This is a genomic window from Pseudomonas sp. MWU12-2037 (genome assembly GCF_023242345.1).
GTDB lineage: Bacteria > Pseudomonadota > Gammaproteobacteria > Pseudomonadales > Pseudomonadaceae > Aquipseudomonas > Aquipseudomonas gingeri_D.
In genome coordinates, this window is the sequence record NZ_JALLIZ010000023.1 from 101,741 (window position 1) to 121,076 (window position 19,336).

The following is a 19,336-nucleotide window of genomic DNA, read 5'->3' on the forward strand; positions in this document are numbered from 1 at the left end:
TGTACGTTGAACAACTAGTGAACCGCGGTCATCCCGGAGGCCAGTTGCATGACCCGCTCCTGGGTCGCCTCGCCACGGTCGAGGGTGCCCATCAGGTCGCCCTCGTGCATGACCATCACCCGGTCGCTCATGCCGAGCACTTCCGGCAGCTCCGAGGAAATCATGATCACCGCCATGCCTTCGCTGGCGAGGTAGGCGATCAACCGGTAGATCTCGGCCTTGGCGCCGACATCGATGCCCCGGGTCGGCTCGTCGAGAATCAGGATCCGCGGGTTGGTCATCAGCCAACGGGCGAGCAAGGCCTTTTGCTGGTTGCCTCCGGACAAGGTGTCGATGCACTGCTCCAGGGACGGGGTTTTCACCCGCAGCTTCTTGCACATTTCCTCGCACAGGGCGCGCAAGGCTTTCTGCTGGATAAAGCCGTTACCGCTGACGTAATGCGGCAGCACGGCCATTTCCATGTTTTCCATGACCGAGAGGCACGGGAACAGGCCACTGAGCTTGCGGTCCTCGGTGAGCAGGGCAAAACCCTTCTCGATCGCCAGGTGCGGGTCGCTGATCCGTACCGGCAGGCCGTCGAGGCGGATTTCCCCGCCATCGCTGGGGGTGATGCCGAACAACGCTTCGGCGACATTGGTCCTGCCCGAGCCCATCAACCCGGCAATGCCGAGGATCTCACCGGCATGCAGGTCGAACGACACCCCTTTGAAGATGCCATCCAGACGCAGGTCGCGCACCGACAGCAGCAGATCGCCGATGGGCTTTTCGCGCACCGGGAACAACTGGCTCAGTTCACGCCCGACCATCATCGAGATCAGGCTATCGCCGTCCATGCTGTCGGCCCGCTGCAGGCCGATATAGGCACCGTCGCGGAACACCGCCACTTCATCGGCGATGGCGAACACTTCGTTCATTTTGTGGGTGATGTAGATGATGCCCTTACCCTGGGACTTGAGGTCGGCAATGATCGAGAACAGGTGGGCGACTTCCTTGTCGGTGATGGCCGAGGTCGGTTCGTCCATGATCAGGATGTCGGAGTCGTAGGACACCGCCTTGGCGATCTCGACCATCTGCCGTTCGGCGATGCTCAGGTTGCCGACATGCTCTTCCGGGTCGAGGTTGATGCGCAGCCGTTCCAGCAGTTTCGCCGTGCAGCGGTGCATTTCCCGGTGGTCGATCATATGGAAGCCGTTGAGCTGCTCGCGGCCGATCCAGATGTTCTCGGCGACGCTCATGTGCGGCATCAGGTTGAGTTCCTGGTGGATCATCGCGATCCCGGACTGCAAGGCCGCCAGCGGCGTTTCGAAGACCACCGGCTTGCCGCGCAGGCGCAGCTCACCGGCGTCCGGCTGGTAGATGCCGGCGATGATTTTCATCAGGGTGGATTTGCCGGCACCGTTCTCGCCCATCAGGGCCAGCACCGACCCCGGGCGGACCCGCAGTTGTACATCGGACAGCGCCACTACCCCGGGAAAACCCTTGCTGACGTTGACAATCTCCAGCAGGTACGGCTCATCGACAGGTAGGGCGGTTGGCTGGATACCCACCAGCGGGTTGCTCGAAGCAGTCGCTGAAGCGAACATGATCAGGTACTCCATCAGCAAGGCGAGCAGTGCGACCTTGCTTGTTTATTGTTGTTATTGAACGGACTGACTATTTGAACTGAGCAACGTTTTGCGGAGTGATCAGGCGATACGGCACCCACACCGCCTGTTCGACCGGCTCATGCTTGGCCATCTTCACCGCGGCGTCGAGGGAACCGACCGCCTGGCCCTTGGCATCCTGGAACACCGAGACCGTCATATCGCCTTTTGTCACCGCACGCAGGCCATCGGGGGTACCGTCGACACCGGCAATCAGCACACTACCCTTTTTCACCCCGGCCTGCTCCAGCGCCATGGACGCGCCGATGGCCATCTCGTCGTTGTTGGCGACCACGGCATCGAATTTGCGGCCCTGGGTCAGCCAGTCGTTGACCAGGGTCATGCCTTTGTCCCGCGACCAGGTACCGGTCTGCTCCTGCTCGATCTTGATGTTCGGGTACTTGGCCAGGACGTCCTTGACGCCCTTGGTACGGTTGGTGGTGGAGTTGTTGGCGAGGTCACCGAGGAGGATCACGATGTCGCCCTTGCCGTTCATTTTCTCGGCGAGGTACTGCATCTGCATCTGCCCGGCTTCGAGGTCGTTGGAAGCGACGGTGGTCACGCCCTTGGGCAGGTTCAGATCATCCGGCCGGCGGTTGACGTAGACCAGGGGAATCCCCGCCTTGACCGCCGCGTCAGTGATTTTCTTGGTGGCGGCAGTGTCCACCGGGTTGACGATGATGGCGTCGACCTTCTGGCTGACGAAGCTTTCCACCTGGCTCAGTTGCTTGACCACATCGCCACGGGCGTCTTCGAACTGCAGTTTCACACCGTCGGGCATGGACTTGGCTTTCTGGTCCATGGATTCACGCAGGTAGGTCAGCCAGGTGTCATCGAACTGCGACATGCTCACGCCGATCTTCATGTCGGCGAAGGCGGCACCGCTGGCGAGCATCAGGGACAGGGCAAGGGAAGTGAAACGGATCTTGGTTTTCATGAAAAGTCTTTCTCCACATTCTTGTTGGTTTTATGGATCAAACGTGACTCTTTCAGTGACCGGCAAGCGAACGATCGTCAGTAGTCGACAACCTGAAATTGACTTTATTGGAAAATAATTTCCATATCAATCTGTTTTAGAAATTTATTTTCTTTTTCATCTTTGGACCTTACTGGCAAAGCTCGCGGGTGACGCGTTCGAGCATCATCCGGTTCGATTCGTCCGGACGATCTTCCCAGGCGAACACCGACACCGTGGCAATGCCATCGAACTTGATCTCGCGCAGGGTGCCGAAAAACGCCTCCCAGTCGACCTCGCCCTGGCCGATATCCAGGTGCTGGTGCACGGTGGCCGTGACACCCGGCGGGTTGACGATATAACGCAGGCTCGACGAGGCCTTGTGGTTGTAGGTGTCGGCGATGATCAAGTGGCTGAGCTTGGAGCCGGCGTACTTGAGCATCGAGGCGATGTCACCTTTGCCGTCGTCATAGAAAAAGGTGTGCGGCGCCGCATAGAGGTAGTTGATCCAGTCGCGGTCGAGGCCGCGAATGATGTCGACCGACTCGTTGTTGCGCTCGCAGAAGTCATAGGGGTGCGCCTGGATATCCAGCTTGATGCCTTCGCGTTCGAACTCCGGCATCAACTCGTCCATCGAGCGCATGAACTGGTTTTCACAGACCAGCGGGTTGTCCGACTGCCCGGTGAATTCCGTATTGACCAGCTCGCAGTCCATGTCCACGGCGATCTGGATCGCCCGCTTCCAGTTGCGCACCGCCGCCACCCGCAGGCCTTCGTCGGCGGCGGCCCAGTGATACATCGGCAGCAGCGACGAGAGTTGAACCCCGGTGTCGCTCAGGGCTTTGCGAAACTCCTTGATGCGCGCCCGGTCAACCCGTGGCGCCTTGTAGAACGGCAGGAAATCTTCCCGGGGCGACAGCTCGATATGTTGGTAACCGAGCTCGGCGACCTTGTCGACCATCTTGCCCAGGGGCAAGTTGCGGTACATATAGGGGTCGAGGGCAATACGCATGATGGGTTCTCCTTGCGTTCCCACCCGCGGGGTGGGAACGCTCAATGGCAAGGCCTTAGCCGTAGAAGTGTGGGCGCTCCGGCAGCACGATGCGGACAATCGCCCCGCTGCCCTGGGCTTCGATGCAGGCATCCGCCGCCACCGCCGCCGCCAGGCCATCCCACGCCGACGGGCCGCCGACCTGGCCGGCGCGCACGCCGTCGATAAACGCCTGCAACTCGACGTCATAGGCGGCAATAAAGCGGTCTTTCCAATCCATCAGGATTGCATTGGACAGCTTGGCGCCGCTGCGCAGTTGCACTTGCGAGGGCTCCGGCAACCTGGCAATCCCGGTTTCGCCGACCACTTCGCACTGGATGTCATAACCGTACTGGCAGTTGACGAAGACCTCGACGTCGATCCGCGTGCCCCGGGCGGTTTCCAGCAGGACGATCTGCGGGTCCTTCAGGTGGGCATGGGCCTTGCTGGTCTTGCGCGGGAACACCACCTGCACCGACACGTAGTCATCGGCCAGCAGCCAGCGCAGCACGTCCAGCTCATGGATCAGGGTGTCGGTGATGGCCATGTCGGTCTTGTAGTTCTCGCCCACGGTCGGGTTGCGATGGGCGCAATGCAGCATCAACGGCTCGCCGATCTGACCGCTGTCGATCACCGCCTTGAGGGCGCGGTAACCTTCATCGTAGGGACGCATGAAACCGACCTGCACCAGGCGCTTGCCGTGGGCCACTTCGGCGGCGACGATTTTACGGCAGCCTTCAGCGGTGACCGCCAGCGGCTTCTCGCAGAACACCGGCTTGCCGGCCGCAATCGCCGCCAGCACGAACTCCTCGTGGCTCGGCCCCCAGGAGGTAACCAGGATCGCCTCGACTTCCGGCGCATTGATCAGCGTATGACCGTCCGGGTAGACCTCGGCGGTCAGTTGCAGGTCGGCGACCACCTTGGCCGCCTGCTGCAGGTTGATGTCGGTCACCGCCACCACCTGGCTGTTGAGCAGGGTCTTGCTGCAACGACGAATGTGATCCTGACCGATGGCACCGGTGCCGATGACACCTAGCTTTAAAGACATGGAAAAACTCCTGTTGGCGTATTTGTTGTTCGTTGCAAGGGCTCAGTACTGACGCGCCTTGGCCAGTCGCTCATTAAGGGTTTTGGCAACGGCATCGGTGCGCGCGCTGGTGGAGACTTGCGCCACGCCGACCCGCCACCAGGACAGGTATTTGTGAATCATGGTCTTGGGCAGGACCTTGATATCGATCAGCGTCGACACCGTCTGCAACCGCGCATCGGCCAGGGCCGCCTGCAACTGCTCGACCGTGTTGACCTTGTAGGTCTTGCAACCGTAGGCCGCCGCGCTCATGGCGAAGTCCACCGGGACAAAGTCGCCGTCGAGCTTGCCGGTGGCCGGATCGCGGAAACGGAACTCGGTGCCGAAGCTGTCCATGCCGTGTTCCATCTGCAGGTTGTTGATGCAGCCGAAGGTCATGTTGTCGAGCAGGATCACGTTGATCTTGCGCCGCTCCTGGATCGAGGTGACCAGCTCCGAATGCAGCATCATGTAGGAGCCGTCGCCGACCAGGGCATAGACCTCCCGCGCCGGTTCCGCGAGTTTCACCCCGAGGGCGGCATTGACCTCGTAGCCCATGCAGGAATAGCCGTACTCGACGTGATAGGTGTTCACGCCCTTGCTGCGCCAGCTGCGTTGCAGGTCGCCGGGCAAGCTGCCGGCCGCCGCGACAATCACCGCGTCATCGGCCAGGGTTTCGTTCAACACGCCGAGCACCCGGCTCTGGGTCAGGCAGGAACCGGTCAGCTCGATAAATTCGCGCAGCACCGCCGGGTCCATGTGGTCGTTGATTTCCGGGACGAAATCCTTGGCCTGGTACTCGACCTGATAGACCCGGTCGACCTCCTCGTCCAACCGGGCCTTGGCCTGGCGTGTTTGCTCGCCCCAGCTGGCGCGGTAATCACCCAGCGCCTCGCCCAACGCCTGCAACGCTGAGCGGGCATCGGCCAGCACCTGCACGCCATCGAGTTTCAGGGCGTCACAGGGGCTGATATTGAGGTTGAGGAACTGCACCTCGGGATGCTGGAACAGCCACTTCGACGCGGTGGTGAAATCCGAGTAGCGGGTACCAATGCCGATGATCAGGTCGGCTTCCTTGGCCAGCAGGTTGGCCGCCAGGCAGCCGGTTTCACCGATGCCGCCGACGTTCAGCGGATGGCTGGAGACCACCGCGCTCTTGCCGGCCTGGGTCTCGGCGAAAGGAATGTCGAAGCGTTCGGCAAAGGCCTGCAACGCCGCATTCGCCCCGGAATACCGAACCCCGCCACCACAGATGATCAGCGGTTTGCGCTTGCCCTTGAGCAGCGCCACGGCGTCGCCGAGCATGGCCTCGGTGGCCGGACGGCGGTCGATGCGGTGCACGCGCTTTTGCAGGAAATAATCGGGGTAGTCATAGGCTTCGGCCTGGACGTCCTGGGGCAAGGCCAGGGTTACCGCGCCGGTTTCCGCAGGATCAGTGAGTACCCGCATGGCGTGGATCGCCGCGCTCATCAACTGTTCCGGACGATTGATGCGGTCCCAGTATTTGCTGACGGCCTTGAACGCATCGTTGGTGCTGATGCTCAGGTCATGGAACTGCTCGATCTGTTGCAGCACCGGGTCCGGCTGGCGGCTGGCGTAGACATCGCCGGGCAGCAGCAGCAAGGGAATACGGTTGGCGGTCGCCGTCGCGGCGGCGGTGAGCATATTCGCCGCGCCGGGGCCGACCGACGAGGTGCAGGCGTAGATTTTCCGCCGCAGGTGCTGCTTGGCAAAGCCGATGGCCGCATGGGCCATGCCCTGCTCGTTGCGGCCCTGATGAACCACCAGGTCGCCGCTGTCCTGCTCCAGTGCCTGGCCAAGGCCCAGCACATTGCCGTGGCCGAAGATGGTGAAGACCCCGGCGACGAACTTGCTTTGCACCCCATCGACCTCGACGTACTGGTTATCGAGGAATTTCACCAGCGCCTGGGCCATGGTCAGTCGGGTCGTGGTCATGCTTGCACCGCCAATGCCTGTTGAAGATGGACCATGCTCGCGCCCAGGGCCTGCTGGATATCCGCCCGCCCATGCACGCTTTCGGCAAAGGGTTCGAACGACAGGTAGCCGTTGTAACCGCTGCTGCGCAAAGCTTCGATCTGCGCCGCGTTGCCGAGGATATCGGCCTCGCCCACCAGCACCCGATGGCCGTCACGGATGGTCGCCAGCGGAGCTTGCGCGTCCTCGACCCCGGAGATATGCACCAGGCCGGTCAGCTCGGGGAAGTATTCCTGTTCGCCGGCCAGGTGATGATGAAAGGTGTCATGCACCAGGCGGAACACATCCAGCCCGCCAATCGCCTTGATCGCCTCCACCGCCGTGCGCTTGCGCCGCAATGCGCACTCTTCGAAACCCAGGGGTTCGATAAAACCGAGAATCCCGTACTCACGCAGAATCGGCGCCAGTTCGCTCAAGGCCGTACGCAACCCGGCGTTGCGTTGTGCTTCCGAGCGTGGATCGTCGCGATCATTGAACGGGCACATCACCAGGCCCTCGGCCCCGCAATCACGGGCATAGGCCGCCAGCGCCAGGGTCTGCGCGCGGCGCTCGGCATTCCAGACATCAAAGGGGTACAGGGCGTTGATCGACAGCACCTTGATGCCGTGGGCCGCGCACAACTCGCGGACCCGCACGGCCGGTGTGCCATCTTCGATCTCGACACCCATGAGATCGTTGCGGATCTCGATGGCATCGGCCTTCAGGGCCACCGCCAGTTCAATGAATTGCGGCAGTGACAAACGTGGGGCAACCATACGGTTCAGGGCGAAACGCAGGGGCTGGTTCATTATTCTTGTTCTCCGCGGACAAAGATGAAGATCGCCTACTTGGCGGTGGGCATGCTGAATTCAGGGCCTTTGGCGATGCTGTCCGGCCAGCGCTGCATCACGCTCTTGTACCGGCTGTAGAAACGCAGGCCTTCGTCGCCGTAGGCATGGTGGTCGCCGAACAACGAGCGCTTCCAGCCGCCGAACGAGTGCCAGGCCATGGGCACCGGGATCGGTACGTTGATGCCGACCATGCCGACCTTGATGCTGCGGGCAAAGGAGCGGGCAATCCCGCCGTCACTGGTGAAACAGGACACGCCATTGCCGAACTCGTGGGCATTGATCAACGCCACGGCGCTGGCAAAGTCCGACACCCGCACGATCCCCAGCACCGGGCCGAAGATTTCCTGCTGGTAGATGCTCATTTCGGTGGTGACGTTGTCGAACAGCGTGGCGCCGACGAAGAAGCCGTTTTCCGCACCCGGCACCTTGAAGCCGCGACCGTCGACAATCAGCCGCGCGCCCTGGGCCACGCCCTCGCCGATAAAGCCTTCGACCTTGGCCTTGTGTTCGGCGGTCACCAGCGGCCCCATGTCGCTGTCGCCCTGCATGCCGTTGCCGATCTTCAGTTGATCGATACGCGGCAGCAGTCGGGCAATCAGCTCATCGCCGACCTCGCCCACCGCCACGGCAATCGAGATCGCCATGCAGCGCTCGCCGGCCGAACCGTAGGCGGCGCCGATCAAGGCATCGGCGGCCTGGTCCAGGTCGGCGTCGGGCATCACGATCATATGGTTCTTCGCCCCGCCCAGGGCCTGGACCCGCTTGCCCCGCGCCGTGGCCTGCTGGTGGATGTACTCGGCAATCGGCGTCGAGCCGACAAAGGAAATGGCCTCGATATCCGGGTGCTGGAGCAAGGCGTCGACCGCCAGTTTGTCGCCCTGCACCACATTGAATACGCCGTCCGGCAGGCCGGCTTCGGTCAACAGACGGGCCATCAACAGACTGGCCGACGGGTCGCGCTCGGAGGGTTTGAGGATAAAGCAGTTACCGGTGACCAGTGCCAGCGGGATCATCCACAACGGCACCATCACCGGAAAGTTGAACGGCGTGACCCCGGCGCAAACGCCCAGGGGCTGGCGCAGGTTCCAGTTGTCGATGCCACCGCCGATATTGTCGCTGAAATCGGTTTTCAGCAGGTTCGGCGCGCCGCAGGCGTATTCGACGATCTCGATACCCCGGGTGACTTCACCCTTGGCGTCGGAAAACACCTTGCCATGTTCCCGGCAGATGATTTCGGCGAGTTCATCGTGGTGTTTATCCAGCAGTTCCTTGAACTTGAACATCACCCGCGAGCGGCGCAGGGATGACTGCTCGGACCAGGCCGGGAACGCCTTCAAGGCACTGGCGACGGCGTCATCGACGGTCTGCTGGCTGGCCAGCCCGACCCGCGCCTGCACGCTGCCGGTGGCCGGATTGAAGACATTGCTGAAACGCTCGCTACCGCTGTCGCGCACCTGGCCGTTGATGTAATGGCCTAAAACCGGAGCCTCACTCATTATTTTTATTCTCCATCCGAAAGTTGAAATGCCGCCGGACCTACAGGTCCAGCAACCAGCTGTGCCGTGGGTCGTTATGGAACTGCCAGACGCGCTTGGGGCCGGCCATCACGTTCAGGTAATACGACTCGTAGCCGTAGGGCACGCTGACCGGGTGATACCCCTTGGGCACCACCACCAGGTCGCTGTTTTCCACGGCCATGGCCTGGTCGATGGAACGGTCATCGGTGTAGACACGCTGAAAGACGAAGCCCTGGGGCGGATTGACCTGGTGGTAATAGGTCTCTTCGAGAAAGCTCTGGTGCGGCAGGTCGTCGGTGTCGTGCTTGTGCGGCGGGTAGCTCGACGAGTGCCCGGACGGCGTGCGCACTTCCACCACCAGCAGCGAGTGCGCAGGCTCGGTGTCCGGCAGGATGTCGCAGACATAACGGGTGTTGGCGCCTTTGCCGCGCACGCTGCGCTTCATGCTCTGCGGGGTGATCAGCCGTGGGCCATGACCCGCCGCTGTTGAGCCGGGCGCGGCACAGACGGCAATCTGCACATCGCTCAAGGCCACCACCTGGGCCTGGCTGCCGGGCGGCAGGTAGACCGCATAGGGGGACTTATCTTCGAACACCGACTGGCGATCGCCGATATTGTCCCAGTCAAAGGCGCCCTGCCCCGGCGCTTCGCCCTTGATGCTGACCCGACCGCCGAGCAGCACCAGGCACAGCTCCTTATCACCGGCACTGACCGGCAGGTTTTCCCCCAGGCTCAGGCGATAGGCAGCGAAGCCGACATACTCCAGGGTACCGGCCGGCAACTCGACCAGGGTCCGGCCCTTGGCGTGACTCTTGACCAGCAGGCTCATTGTCCGGTCCTCCGGTCGAGCAAACCACGCAAGGTGTCGAAGCCTTTCTTGGCGTAGATATAGCTCGGTGCGACAGCCGGATCCTGTTCGGCCTCGACCACCAGCCAACCGTGATAATCGGCGGCCAGCAACACATCCAGCAGCGCGGCAAAGTCGATATCGCCGTCGCCGGGCACGGTGAAGGTGCCGTTGACGATGCAGTCCGGGAAACTCCAGAGGTTGTTGCGCGCCAGTTGCACCACCGGTTTGCGCACGTCCTTGAAATGCACGTGGCAGATCCGCCCGATATGTTTGCGCAACACCTCCAGCGGCTCGCCTCCGCCCATGTAGCAATGGCCCGAATCGAACAGCAGGCCGACTTCGTTGCCGGTCAGCGCCATTAATTTATCGATGTCGGCCGGCGACTCGACGTAGGCGCCCATATGGTGGTGATAGGCCAGGCGCACGCCATGGGACAGAGTGAAGCGCGCCAGCTCGGTGAGTTTGTCGGCGTATTCCTGCCAGGCCTGTTCACTGTGAAACCGTGGGCGCTCCACCAGCGCAATGCGCTGGCCTTGAATGGAGTCGGCGACTTCGCCGTAGACCAGCACCTTGGCGCCGTTCTGGGCGAGCAACTCGACATGACTGGCGATGGCGTCGATTTCCTCGGCCGCCGAACGCCGGGCCAGGCGGCTGGAGTACCAGCCGGAGACCAGTGCCAGGTCGTACGGCCGCAGCACATCGCCGACGCCCTTGGCGTCCTTGGGAAATTTGCCGTTGAGCTCGAACCCTTCGTAGCCGATGGCCTTGCCTTCGCTCAGGGCAGTGCTCAGCGGTGTCTCGCCGCCGAGGGAAGGCAGGTCGTCGTTACTCCAGGAGATCGGGTTGATGCCAATTCGGATAGCGGGCATGGCTGCACCTTTTATTGTTTTCTATATACCGTTGAAAATCGCACCCGTTGTCGTCAAAGCCTGGTGCCTACAAACCGTTACGCGCCGAACGCCAAGCGTCGATCAGACCGACAAACGTCGCCTGCACCTGCTGGATCAAGGCTTCATCATCGATTTCACCGGCCATCCAGGCCCGGCTGGGCTCCTGGAAAATCGTCCGGCCGACGGCAAAGCCGCGGCAAGTCCGGCTCCGGCTGGCCTGCTGGAAACCTTGCGCCAGGGTCGCGGCCGGCGCGTTCAGGCCCAGCAGCACCACGCCTCGGCAATAGGGATCTCGCTCTTGAATCAGGGCATCGAGTTGTTCCCACTCGGCAGCGCTTTGCGCTTCGATCTTCCACCAGGCCGGGTAGATATCCAGGTTGTACAGGCGCTTGAGGGCGCGATACAGCACATCGGGGTAGGTCGATGGATGATCCTTGGGCGGGATGATTTCCAACAACAATTCATGGCCGCTGACCTGCGACGCCTGGTACAGCGCCTTGATCTGCGCTTCCTGTTCCAGACGCAGCATCGGCTCGTCATCCGGATGGAATTGCACCAGGCACTTGATGATCTGCTCCTGGGGCCAGGCAATCAGGTTGCTGCCGATGGAGCGGCCCTGTTCGAAAGCCAGCGGCCGGGAACCCTGGACTTCCACCGGACGCGCCACCCACCAGCCACGACCGGTGGCGGCGTTCAAGGAATCCTGGCCAAAGCGCTGATCGGCCAGCAGACCGACGTCCGCCTCGATCCCCTGTTGACGCAGCTCGGCCTCGACCCGCTCCACAGCCTTGATAAACAGCAGCTTGAGCTCACCGATGCTATTGAGGTCACGGCCCCCCTTATGGGCCAGTTCCACCAGTTGCCCGCGATGGTCGAAGGCAAAGATAAACAGTTGCCGCCAGGCTTTGCGCGGCACACTGACCTGATGCAGGCGTTGCAGGGTCATGTCCTGGTCGGGCCGGGTGATCGGCACCGGGCTGTTGAACAGGTAATCGAGTTCGGCGCGGGTCGGCATCGCCGGGGCGCAGGCATGCCGTGACACCACCAGACCGCCACAGGCATTGGCCAGTTGGCAGCAGCGTTCATCGCTGGCCTCCTCCAGCCAACCGCAGAGGAAACCCGACATAAAGGCATCGCCGGCGCCCAGCACGTTGAGCACTTCGACCCGTACGCCCGGATAAATGGCACCGTCTTCGAGCCGCGCCGGAATCGGCCCGTGAATCACCGTGCAGCCTTGTGCGCCGAGCTTGACCACCAGGGTCGCGGCGGTCAGCCCGCGCACGGTGCGCAGTGCGGTGAGCAAGTCCTGGCTGCCACCGGCGATCAGGAATTCCTCTTCAGTGCCCACGATCAGGTCGAAGCGTGGAAGGATGGCCTGCACATGTTGGCTGACCTGCTGGTCGGCGACAAAACGGGTTTCGCCGTCGGCCTTGCCGGTCAGCCCCCAGAGCACCGGGCGGTAATCGATATCGAGCACGCGCCGAACGTTGTGTTTTTCCGCGTAGTCCAGGGCCTGGATACTGGCCTTGTAGACCCCGGCGGTTGAGAAGTGAGTGCCGGTGATCAGCAAGGCCTTGCTGGAAGCAACGAAGTCCTCGCGGATGTCTTCGGCGCGCAGGGCCATGTCGGCGCAGTTCTCGCGGTAGAACACCAGCGGGAAGGTTTCGCGGTCCTTGAGACCGAGCAGCACCATGGCGGTCAGACGTTCCGGGTCGACCTTGATGCCGCGAGTGTCGCAACCTTCACGGGCCAGGGATTCGACCAGGAAGCGCCCCATATGGTCGTCCCCTACCCGGCTCAACATCGCCGACTTCACCCCTAGGCGGGCGGTGCCGAAAGCGATGTTGGCGGAGGACCCGCCGAGGTATTTGGCAAAGCTCGAGACATCCTCCAGTCGCGCCCCGACTTGCTGCGCATAGAGGTCGACGCCAAGGCGCCCGAGGCAGATCAGATCCAATTGACGCCCACTGGCAAAACGAGTCTGGCCCATGCTGGCTCCTGTTATTTTTATCAGCCTGCGTTCGCCGCGATGAAGGCACGAACACTTTTGGTGTGAGGCCAGACTAGAACGTCTCAGGGCGATATTCAATATATTTTCTATTATTTTTTATATGGAATATATTTTCCATTACACTCGAATGGGACGGAGCCTACAAGGTGGATCGTTTCAGCATCGCTCTACCTGACTCCGCACTCAAGATTTTATTGGCGTCGCCCCTGTAGACTAGGCGCAGCTACCCAGCCACAAGCACACACCAGAAGGATTTTCTATGTCCCGCACCGATCAGCCGGCCATGACCGACAGCGCACCCGAGGGCGATATCGCCAGCCCTCCGATCAATGCCGAACGCCTGCTGCAGCTGATCACCGAGGAATACGAAAGCCTGCCACGCCAGCTCAAGCGCATCGCCACCTATATGAGCCAGCAGAGCGACCGGATCATGGTCGACCGCATCAGCGATATCGCCCAGGAATGCGAAGTGCATCCCTCGGCCATCGTGCGTTTTTCCCAGCGTTTCGGTTTCAGCGGTTTCAGTGAAATGCAGGCGTTGTTTCGCCAGGCCTATACCCACAAGACCACACCGGCACAGAACTACCAGCAGCGGATTCGCAGCCTGATCGACAACAAGTCGCAGAAAGCCAGCGCCGCCGACCTGGCGCGCGAATGCATCAATGCCACGCTGTCGGGTATCGAACGGCTGGGCCTGGAACTGGACGACCAGGCATTCGACGCCGCCGTGGACCTGGTGGTGAATGCCGACAACATCTATGTGGTGGGAGTGCGTCGCTCATTCGCGGTGGCCGACTACCTGGTCTACAACCTGCAGCACACCAACAAGCGAATTCACCTAGTTTCAGGCCTGGGCGGCAGTTATCGCGAGCAGATGCGCAGCGTGCGCGCCAACGACCTGGTGATTGCCATCAGCTTCTCGCCGTACGCCAAGGAAACCCAGCAGTGCCTGCGGATCGCACAATTGCACCAGGCGAAGACCCTGACCATTACCGACAGCAACCTGTCGCCGCTGGTCAAGCGCGCCAGCACGGCGCTGCTGGTCAATGAGGGCAGCTCGTTCGCCTTCCGTTCCTTGAGCGCGAGCCTGTGCCTGTGCCAGGCGCTGTTTATCGCCGTGGCCTATCGACTGGAATTGAAGGTGGACGGGATTCACGAGCAGGTCGGCTTCGACGACTAGCCCGGCAGCGACCAGGTTGCCTAGGGTCTGTACGAAAACTCGCCGAGCGGCGATCAGGCAAGGCAAAAACAGGCGAGGAAGCGGAGTTTAGTCCACTAAATGAGCATTCCGAGCCTGTTTTTAACGCAGCATGATCGTCGCGCAGGCAGTTTCCGTACAGAGCCTAGTCGTCCAGCTGCAGGTTCTCGGCCATTAACGCCACCATCTCCATCGGGCTGCGGCTGTTGATCACGTTGTAGATCAACTCGCGCTTGCCACGGGGCAGTTTCTTTACACAGCTCTTGGCCGATGCCCGCACGGCTTCATCCGTACCATGGATACGGGCCGCCAGCAGGAGGATGAGGACAGCGTCGGTGAGGGTCATCGAAACGCACTCGAGAAATCAGGACAGCAGTGTATCGGCTGCGCCTGGGTTTTCTCCACTGCGTTTGCGCGCTCTTCACTCGATTGTAGCCTCAGAACCGCAATCTGCTATTTTCCACTCTTTCAAACCTGTCCCGCAGCCTGTGGAGCCTTCAATGACAATCCTTTCGCCATCGGCCGAGCGCAAGCCTGACCCGCAAGCGGTCTATAGCCCCATCACCAGCAGCGCGATATTCATCGTCGCCACCTTGGCCCCCGGCAGCGAGGCGGCCGAGAAGGTGCGCGGCTGGTGCGAAGATGTCGCCGCCCTGACGCGGTCCGTCGGCAAGCGTGTGCCCGCCGGCAATCTGTCCTGTGTCTGCGGTTTTGGCTCCAGCGCCTGGGACCGTTTGTTCGGCGGCCCACGCCCGGCCTCGCTGCACGCCTTTCGCGAGATGGGCGTCGAGGGCCGGCGAGCGGTGGCGACACCCGGCGATATCCTGCTGCATATCCGCGCCGATCAGATGGACCTGTGTTTCGAATTGGCCACGCAATTGCTCACCCGTCTTGGCGATGCGATCACGGTGGTCGATGAAGTCCAGGGCTTCCGTTATTTCGACATGCGCAGCATGGTCGGCTTTGTCGACGGCACGGAAAACCCGGCCGGTCGCGAAGCGGTCGACTTCACCATGGTCGGCGATGAAGACCCGGCGTTTACCAACGGCAGTTATGTGCTGGTGCAAAAGTACCTGCACAATATGACGGCGTGGAACGGACTGACCGTCGAGGCGCAGGAACGTATTATCGGCCGCACCAAACTGTCCGATATCGAACTTGATGAGTCGGTCAAGCCGAGCTGTTCCCACAGTTCACTGACCACCCTCGACGAAGGCGGCCAGGAAGTGAAGATCCTGCGCGACAATATGCCCTTCGGCCGGCCTGGCGCGGGCGAATTCGGCACCTATTTCATCGGCTACGCACGCTCCCCCGCCCCCGTGGAGCAGATGCTCGAGAACATGTTCGTCGGCAGGCCCGCCGGCAACTATGATCGCCTGCTGGATTTCAGCACTGCGGTCACCGGCGGCCTGTTCTTTGTGCCCTCCGCCGATCTGCTGGAGGAGCTGGCTGAGCGCAAACCGTAGGCCGTGCGAGGATGCATCCTGCACCCGACGCTCAAGGATGCATCACGACCGCCCGAGAGAGGAAACCTCAAATCCCAGGGCTATGGGCCGGGCATGCAAAAATCAGCTCGACTTTTACGCCATTCGGATCCTCCACGAACACCTGATGTTCCAAGAGGTCGGGCACCATACGCTCACTGAAGCGCAAGCCCAGGTCAAACAGGCGTTGCCGATGACTCTGCAGGTCGCTGCAGCGGAACGCGACGTGATCAAGCGCACCCGAGCCCGCTGCAACGGCGCGGGTTCCAAGATAGGCGTCAAGCTCCGCGCCACGGCTTTCCAGATTGGCAATATGCAACAGTGGGCGGCCCGCCGAGTAGAGCCAACTGCCCGGGAATGGGAATGCAGGACGCCAGCCCTCCTCGAGCCCAATGGCATCGCGAAAGAACGCCACCGTCTCCTCGACCTTGGCGGTACGCAGCGTGAAGTGATCGAGATGTTGAATCGTCATGCTCGGCACCCTCTTGATCGTTTGATAGCGACTTCGCTCATGGATGTTCTCATCACTGCGCCCTTCATAACGCCCCCAGTTGCTTCATCAACGTCAGGTTGTCTTCGATATGCCAGTTCGCGGCGATCTTGCCGTTTTCAATCTGGTAGATATCGGTGGCAATGAAGTCCACGGTTTGACCGCGGCCTTTGGTCTCGCCAAAGGTGCCGGTGAAGTGTCCGCGAAAATGCAGGTGAGCCACCACCCGGTCGCCGGCGATGATCATTTGCTCGACCTCGCAACGGAGGTCAGGCACCGCGCCACGAAACGCCCGGGAGGCCAGCAAGGGCCCCTCCAGCCCCTGCTTGCGGCCGGCAGGCGGGGTCTTGTCGATAAAGTTGCTCGCCAGCGCTTCACGGGCGAAGGTTTCGTCGCCGGTATTCCAGAACGTGTCATAACGTCGGGCGGCGGTTTCCATGATCTTCAGTTGCGCGGGCGCAAGACTCTTGTCTACGACCAGGACGCCGGGCTTCACCAACTCCACGGGCGCGGCAGATACGGCACCCGACAGTGCCAGGGTGAAGAACACGGCCGCGACGCGGAAACGAAACAGGTTGGAACGTTGTTGCATGATCAGGATTCCTTGATAAAGGGTAAACACGCGAGACCGTGACGATTCAGTCCCTCACGCGCTCGCCCACGGGAGGCGTTTTTTTGTGCCTGTATCAGGCAATAGCGTCGTTGTACGCCGGCCACGCGGGATAGTCCGAGTAACCGCGCTCGTCACCGCCGAACAGCCTGTCGCCGGCAAACTCGGCCAGGGGGAGATTTTCCAGCAGGCGTCTTGGCAGGTCGGGGTTGGCAACGAAAGGACGGCCAAAGGCGACCAGATCGGCGTACCCCTTGTCGATGACCCAATTGGCCCGCTTCAGATCGTACTTGCCGGCAACGATGATGGGCCGTTGGAAACGCGCCCGGATATCGGCCCGGAACGCTTCGGTGAACTGCGGCGCGTCTTCCCAATCGGCCTCGACCAGATGCAGGTAGGCAATGCCCAGCGTTTGCAGGAACGCAGTGGCCTCAAGGATCGTCGGCAGAATATCGGGGCAGTCCATACCGCGTGCGGTCAGGAAGGGAGCCAGGCGAATGGCCGTGCGTTCGGCCCCCACCTCCTCTGCAACGGAACTGACCACTTCCTTGAGGAAACGCAGCCTGTTCTCCCGCGAGCCGCCGTATTCATCGGTTCGGGTATTGGCGGTAGTGCGCAGAAACTGGTCGACGAGGTAGCCGTTCGCACCGTGAATCTCGACACCGTCGAAGCCCGCGTCCATGGCGTTGCGCGCGGCGATGCGGAAGTCGTTGACGATGCCGTGGATTTCTTCTTTGGCCAACGCACGCGGTGTCGGGCAATCCACCATCTCGCCCAGACCGGTCGCAGGATTCACCTTCCAGATCTTGGCTTCGAAGGGAACCGCCGAAGGCGCCACCGGCAACTCGCCGTTGTGGAAATCGGGATGGGATATCCGGCCGACATGCCAAAGCTGCAGAAAGATGCGCCCACCCGCGGCATGTACGGCATCGGTGATCAAGCGCCATCCGGCCACCTGCTCCTGGCTATGAATCCCCGGAGTAAAGGAGTAGCCCTTGCCTTGCGGCGAAATCTGCGCCGCCTCCGAGACGATCAGGGCCGCCGACGCCCGCTGTGCATAGTAACGGGCGTTCAGCGCATTGGGGATGTCACCCGGCTGGGTGCTGCGGGCGCGTGTCATCGGCGCCATCACGACGCGGTGAGAGACGGATTGTTCGCCTACAAGTGTCGGTGTGAACAGGGCTGAGTCAGCAGTCATGGCAAGGCTCCAAACAAGGGATGGGATGAACAGAGGTTTTCTGATCCGGTGTGTGAAGTGTTGCCTCTTGCCTTTAGGATTAGAATACGGCTATTGGTAGATAGATTATTGAACAAGGGTTGATAGTATGTTGGACGACCTCAACGAGCTGCGTACCTTCCAACGGATCCTGGTCTGCGGCAGCCTGTCAGCGGCGGCGCGTGATCTGGGTGTAGGGCTGGCGGTGGTCAGCAAACGGCTTATGGCACTGGAACGACGAGCAGGACAACGGCTGATCAACCGGACCACACGAACACTGTCGGCGACCAATGAGGGCTTGGCCCTGATGGTTCACGTTGATCGGATACTCGAGGAATTGGAGGCGGCGGAGTCACGCATGACGATGGGCGGTGAAGAGCCGTTCGGCATGCTCCGGGTCAGCTCACCCATTTCTTTCGGGCGTATTCACCTGGTGCCCTTGGTCGCCGAGCTGGTCGAGCGCCATCCCAAACTGGATATCGAACTCAGGCTCGACGACCGCCTGATCGATCTGACGTACGAACGGATCGATGTCGCGGTGCGTATCGGCCAACCTCGGGATAGCACTGCGATCCTGCGCAAGCTGGCTGACAATCGCCGGATTCTGGTGGCTGCGCCCACGTATCTCGAACGCCATGGTGAACCTGGATGTGTCCAGGATCTGGAGCGTCATGGATGTCTGCGCTACGACGACCCGTCCCTGCCCTGGCGCCTGGAAGGTCCGGGAAACGAAGTGATTGAGCTGCAGCCGCGCTCACGGCTGCACGCCAACAGCGGGGATGCCGTGCGCGACTGGGCGATTGAAGGCCACGGGATCATGCTCAAATCCAGTGTCGATGTGGCAGACGACCTGGCGGCAGGTCGCCTGGTGCATATCCTGCGTGACTGGCACAGCGCTTCTGCGCCGATCTACGCCCTGCTGCCTTCCCGGCGCTTTACGCCGAGCAAGACGAAGGTGTTCCTGGATGCGCTTGGTGCTCGGCTTGCCGCTCTCTGAGGCCGGCAAACCCGTGGGGGTGTTGCCGATCTCAAAGGCTTTAACCAGCCAGCAAACGCTTCAGCCCTTGAGGGGAATATTGCGCATCGTCACCAGTGCGGTGGCACACAGTGTTTCCGTGCCTTGTTTCACGGCAAACAAGTCGGCAGCGGCAATCGTCGTATTGTTCGAAGCGTTGATGACACGCCCCCCTGGCCAGCAGCTTTTCACCGTCTGCCGGAGCGATCAGCTTGACCGTGAAGTCTGTCGTCATATTGATCCAGCCCGGCGGCAACAGGGTGCCAGCGGCCGAGCCACCGGCAAAATCGGCCAGCGCACCGATGATGCCGCCTTGAAAGAATCCGTTGTGCTAGGTGAGTTCCTTGCGGGTGGGCTGCTCGATTTCGCAATAGCCCGGCTTCAGGTAGTTGTAGTGAAATCCCAGCAGTTTGGCCGCGGGCATACTGAGCAAGGCGCCTTGGACATGTTTGTCAAAATCTGGATTGGTGGCGTGGAAATCTTCCATGTGCATAGATCCTTTCCTGGAGAACGATTGGTTTTTCCTCGTACATTAC

18 protein-coding genes are annotated in these 19,336 nt (G+C 61.4%); 4 read left to right on the plus strand and 14 right to left on the minus strand.

What is annotated here, in order from left to right; translation table 11 throughout:
* Positions 1 to 14: 14 nt before the first annotated feature.
* The 10 genes from M5B42_RS28545 to iolC form a co-directional block, all read right to left on the minus strand.
* Entirely contained in the window at positions 15 to 1,583 is a 1,569-nt protein-coding gene (locus M5B42_RS28545; protein ID WP_248747704.1) for a sugar ABC transporter ATP-binding protein, read from the minus strand.
* Positions 1,584 to 1,653: 70 nt separating this feature from the next.
* The gene (locus tag M5B42_RS28550) at positions 1,654 to 2,580 is read right to left on the minus strand and encodes a sugar ABC transporter substrate-binding protein (RefSeq protein WP_152741408.1); all 927 of its coding nucleotides are present in this window, start codon (positions 2,578 to 2,580) and stop codon (positions 1,654 to 1,656) included.
* Positions 2,581 to 2,749: 169 nt separating this feature from the next.
* Positions 2,750 to 3,610 carry a sugar phosphate isomerase/epimerase gene (locus M5B42_RS28555; RefSeq protein WP_218227329.1) on the minus strand — a complete coding sequence of 287 codons (861 nt, stop codon included), beginning with the start codon at positions 3,608 to 3,610 and terminating at the stop codon, positions 2,750 to 2,752.
* Between the two features lie 55 nt (positions 3,611 to 3,665).
* On the minus strand, positions 3,666 to 4,676 hold the full coding sequence (locus tag M5B42_RS28560; RefSeq protein WP_248747705.1) for a Gfo/Idh/MocA family oxidoreductase: 1,011 nt from the start codon (positions 4,674 to 4,676) through the stop codon (positions 3,666 to 3,668).
* A gap of 42 nt (positions 4,677 to 4,718) precedes the next feature.
* Positions 4,719 to 6,650, minus strand: a complete 1,932-nt coding sequence (iolD, locus tag M5B42_RS28565; RefSeq protein WP_248747706.1) for a 3D-(3,5/4)-trihydroxycyclohexane-1,2-dione acylhydrolase (decyclizing) — start codon at positions 6,648 to 6,650, stop codon at positions 4,719 to 4,721.
* Positions 6,647 to 7,477 carry a TIM barrel protein gene (locus tag M5B42_RS28570; RefSeq protein ID WP_103498321.1) on the minus strand — a complete coding sequence of 277 codons (831 nt, stop codon included), beginning with the start codon at positions 7,475 to 7,477 and terminating at the stop codon, positions 6,647 to 6,649. Before M5B42_RS28570 ends, iolD begins: the two co-directional genes overlap by 4 nt.
* A gap of 35 nt (positions 7,478 to 7,512) precedes the next feature.
* Positions 7,513 to 9,015 carry a CoA-acylating methylmalonate-semialdehyde dehydrogenase gene (locus tag M5B42_RS28575; RefSeq protein WP_248747707.1) on the minus strand — a complete coding sequence of 501 codons (1,503 nt, stop codon included), beginning with the start codon at positions 9,013 to 9,015 and terminating at the stop codon, positions 7,513 to 7,515.
* A 40-nt stretch (positions 9,016 to 9,055) separates the two neighbouring features.
* Positions 9,056 to 9,865 carry a 5-deoxy-glucuronate isomerase gene (gene iolB, locus M5B42_RS28580; RefSeq protein WP_152741413.1) on the minus strand — a complete coding sequence of 270 codons (810 nt, stop codon included), beginning with the start codon at positions 9,863 to 9,865 and terminating at the stop codon, positions 9,056 to 9,058.
* Entirely contained in the window at positions 9,862 to 10,755 is an 894-nt protein-coding gene (gene iolE, locus M5B42_RS28585; protein WP_248747708.1) for a myo-inosose-2 dehydratase, read from the minus strand. Before iolE ends, iolB begins: the two co-directional genes overlap by 4 nt.
* A 67-nt stretch (positions 10,756 to 10,822) precedes the next feature.
* Positions 10,823 to 12,766, minus strand: a complete 1,944-nt coding sequence (iolC, locus tag M5B42_RS28590; RefSeq protein WP_103498317.1) for a 5-dehydro-2-deoxygluconokinase — start codon at positions 12,764 to 12,766, stop codon at positions 10,823 to 10,825.
* 280 nt (positions 12,767 to 13,046) lie between these two features.
* Here iolC and M5B42_RS28595 point away from each other — a divergent pair, with 280 nt between their 5' ends.
* Positions 13,047 to 13,967, plus strand: coding sequence for a MurR/RpiR family transcriptional regulator (locus M5B42_RS28595; protein ID WP_100941621.1), 921 nt, complete (start codon positions 13,047 to 13,049; stop codon positions 13,965 to 13,967).
* Between the two features lie 163 nt (positions 13,968 to 14,130).
* On the opposite strand, the gene M5B42_RS28600 is transcribed toward M5B42_RS28595, so the two are convergent.
* On the minus strand, positions 14,131 to 14,331 hold the full coding sequence (locus M5B42_RS28600; protein WP_103498316.1) for a hypothetical protein: 201 nt from the start codon (positions 14,329 to 14,331) through the stop codon (positions 14,131 to 14,133).
* A gap of 154 nt (positions 14,332 to 14,485) precedes the next feature.
* On the opposite strand from M5B42_RS28600, the gene M5B42_RS28605 reads away from it, so the two are divergent.
* A complete protein-coding gene (locus M5B42_RS28605) occupies positions 14,486 to 15,451 on the plus strand; it encodes a Dyp-type peroxidase (protein WP_248747709.1) in 966 nt (321 codons plus the stop codon).
* 67 nt (positions 15,452 to 15,518) lie between these two features.
* Here the strand turns inward: M5B42_RS28605 and M5B42_RS28610 are convergent, their stop codons facing one another.
* From M5B42_RS28610 to M5B42_RS28620, 3 genes are all read right to left on the minus strand, one after another.
* Positions 15,519 to 15,941 carry a VOC family protein gene (locus tag M5B42_RS28610; RefSeq protein ID WP_248747710.1) on the minus strand — a complete coding sequence of 141 codons (423 nt, stop codon included), beginning with the start codon at positions 15,939 to 15,941 and terminating at the stop codon, positions 15,519 to 15,521.
* A gap of 64 nt (positions 15,942 to 16,005) precedes the next feature.
* Positions 16,006 to 16,551 carry an ester cyclase gene (locus M5B42_RS28615; RefSeq protein WP_248747711.1) on the minus strand — a complete coding sequence of 182 codons (546 nt, stop codon included), beginning with the start codon at positions 16,549 to 16,551 and terminating at the stop codon, positions 16,006 to 16,008.
* Between the two features lie 94 nt (positions 16,552 to 16,645).
* Positions 16,646 to 17,767, minus strand: a complete 1,122-nt coding sequence (locus M5B42_RS28620; RefSeq protein ID WP_248747712.1) for an alkene reductase — start codon at positions 17,765 to 17,767, stop codon at positions 16,646 to 16,648.
* 127 nt (positions 17,768 to 17,894) lie between these two features.
* On the opposite strand from M5B42_RS28620, the gene M5B42_RS28625 reads away from it, so the two are divergent.
* Positions 17,895 to 18,782 carry a LysR family transcriptional regulator gene (locus M5B42_RS28625; protein WP_248747713.1) on the plus strand — a complete coding sequence of 296 codons (888 nt, stop codon included), beginning with the start codon at positions 17,895 to 17,897 and terminating at the stop codon, positions 18,780 to 18,782.
* Positions 18,751 to 19,336, plus strand: a 586-nt coding sequence (locus tag M5B42_RS28630; protein WP_248747714.1) for a hypothetical protein, incomplete at its 3' end; no start/stop codon positions are given. The genes M5B42_RS28625 and M5B42_RS28630, both read left to right, overlap by 32 nt.

Excerpts from the sequence above, each read along its gene's own strand:
- iolE (WP_248747708.1), bottom strand. The coding sequence starts at position 10,755 with ATGCCCGCTATCCGAATTGGCATCAACCCGATCTCCTGGAGTAACGAC.
- iolD (WP_248747706.1), bottom strand. The coding sequence starts at position 6,650 with ATGACCACGACCCGACTGACCATGGCCCAGGCGCTGGTGAAATTCCTC.
- M5B42_RS28600 (WP_103498316.1), bottom strand. The coding sequence starts at position 14,331 with ATGACCCTCACCGACGCTGTCCTCATCCTCCTGCTGGCGGCCCGTATC.
- M5B42_RS28610 (WP_248747710.1), bottom strand. The coding sequence starts at position 15,941 with ATGACGATTCAACATCTCGATCACTTCACGCTGCGTACCGCCAAGGTC.
- M5B42_RS28625 (WP_248747713.1), top strand. The coding sequence starts at position 17,895 with ATGTTGGACGACCTCAACGAGCTGCGTACCTTCCAACGGATCCTGGTC.
- M5B42_RS28605 (WP_248747709.1), top strand. The coding sequence starts at position 14,486 with ATGACAATCCTTTCGCCATCGGCCGAGCGCAAGCCTGACCCGCAAGCG.
- M5B42_RS28575 (WP_248747707.1), bottom strand. The coding sequence starts at position 9,015 with ATGAGTGAGGCTCCGGTTTTAGGCCATTACATCAACGGCCAGGTGCGC.
- iolB (WP_152741413.1), bottom strand. The coding sequence starts at position 9,865 with ATGAGCCTGCTGGTCAAGAGTCACGCCAAGGGCCGGACCCTGGTCGAG.
- M5B42_RS28555 (WP_218227329.1), bottom strand. The coding sequence starts at position 3,610 with ATGCGTATTGCCCTCGACCCCTATATGTACCGCAACTTGCCCCTGGGC.
- M5B42_RS28615 (WP_248747711.1), bottom strand. The coding sequence starts at position 16,551 with ATGCAACAACGTTCCAACCTGTTTCGTTTCCGCGTCGCGGCCGTGTTC.
- M5B42_RS28570 (WP_103498321.1), bottom strand. The coding sequence starts at position 7,477 with ATGAACCAGCCCCTGCGTTTCGCCCTGAACCGTATGGTTGCCCCACGT.
- M5B42_RS28620 (WP_248747712.1), bottom strand. The coding sequence starts at position 17,767 with ATGACTGCTGACTCAGCCCTGTTCACACCGACACTTGTAGGCGAACAA.
- M5B42_RS28560 (WP_248747705.1), bottom strand. The coding sequence starts at position 4,676 with ATGTCTTTAAAGCTAGGTGTCATCGGCACCGGTGCCATCGGTCAGGAT.
- iolC (WP_103498317.1), bottom strand. The coding sequence starts at position 12,766 with ATGGGCCAGACTCGTTTTGCCAGTGGGCGTCAATTGGATCTGATCTGC.
- M5B42_RS28595 (WP_100941621.1), top strand. The coding sequence starts at position 13,047 with ATGTCCCGCACCGATCAGCCGGCCATGACCGACAGCGCACCCGAGGGC.
- M5B42_RS28550 (WP_152741408.1), bottom strand. The coding sequence starts at position 2,580 with ATGAAAACCAAGATCCGTTTCACTTCCCTTGCCCTGTCCCTGATGCTC.
- M5B42_RS28545 (WP_248747704.1), bottom strand. The coding sequence starts at position 1,583 with ATGTTCGCTTCAGCGACTGCTTCGAGCAACCCGCTGGTGGGTATCCAG.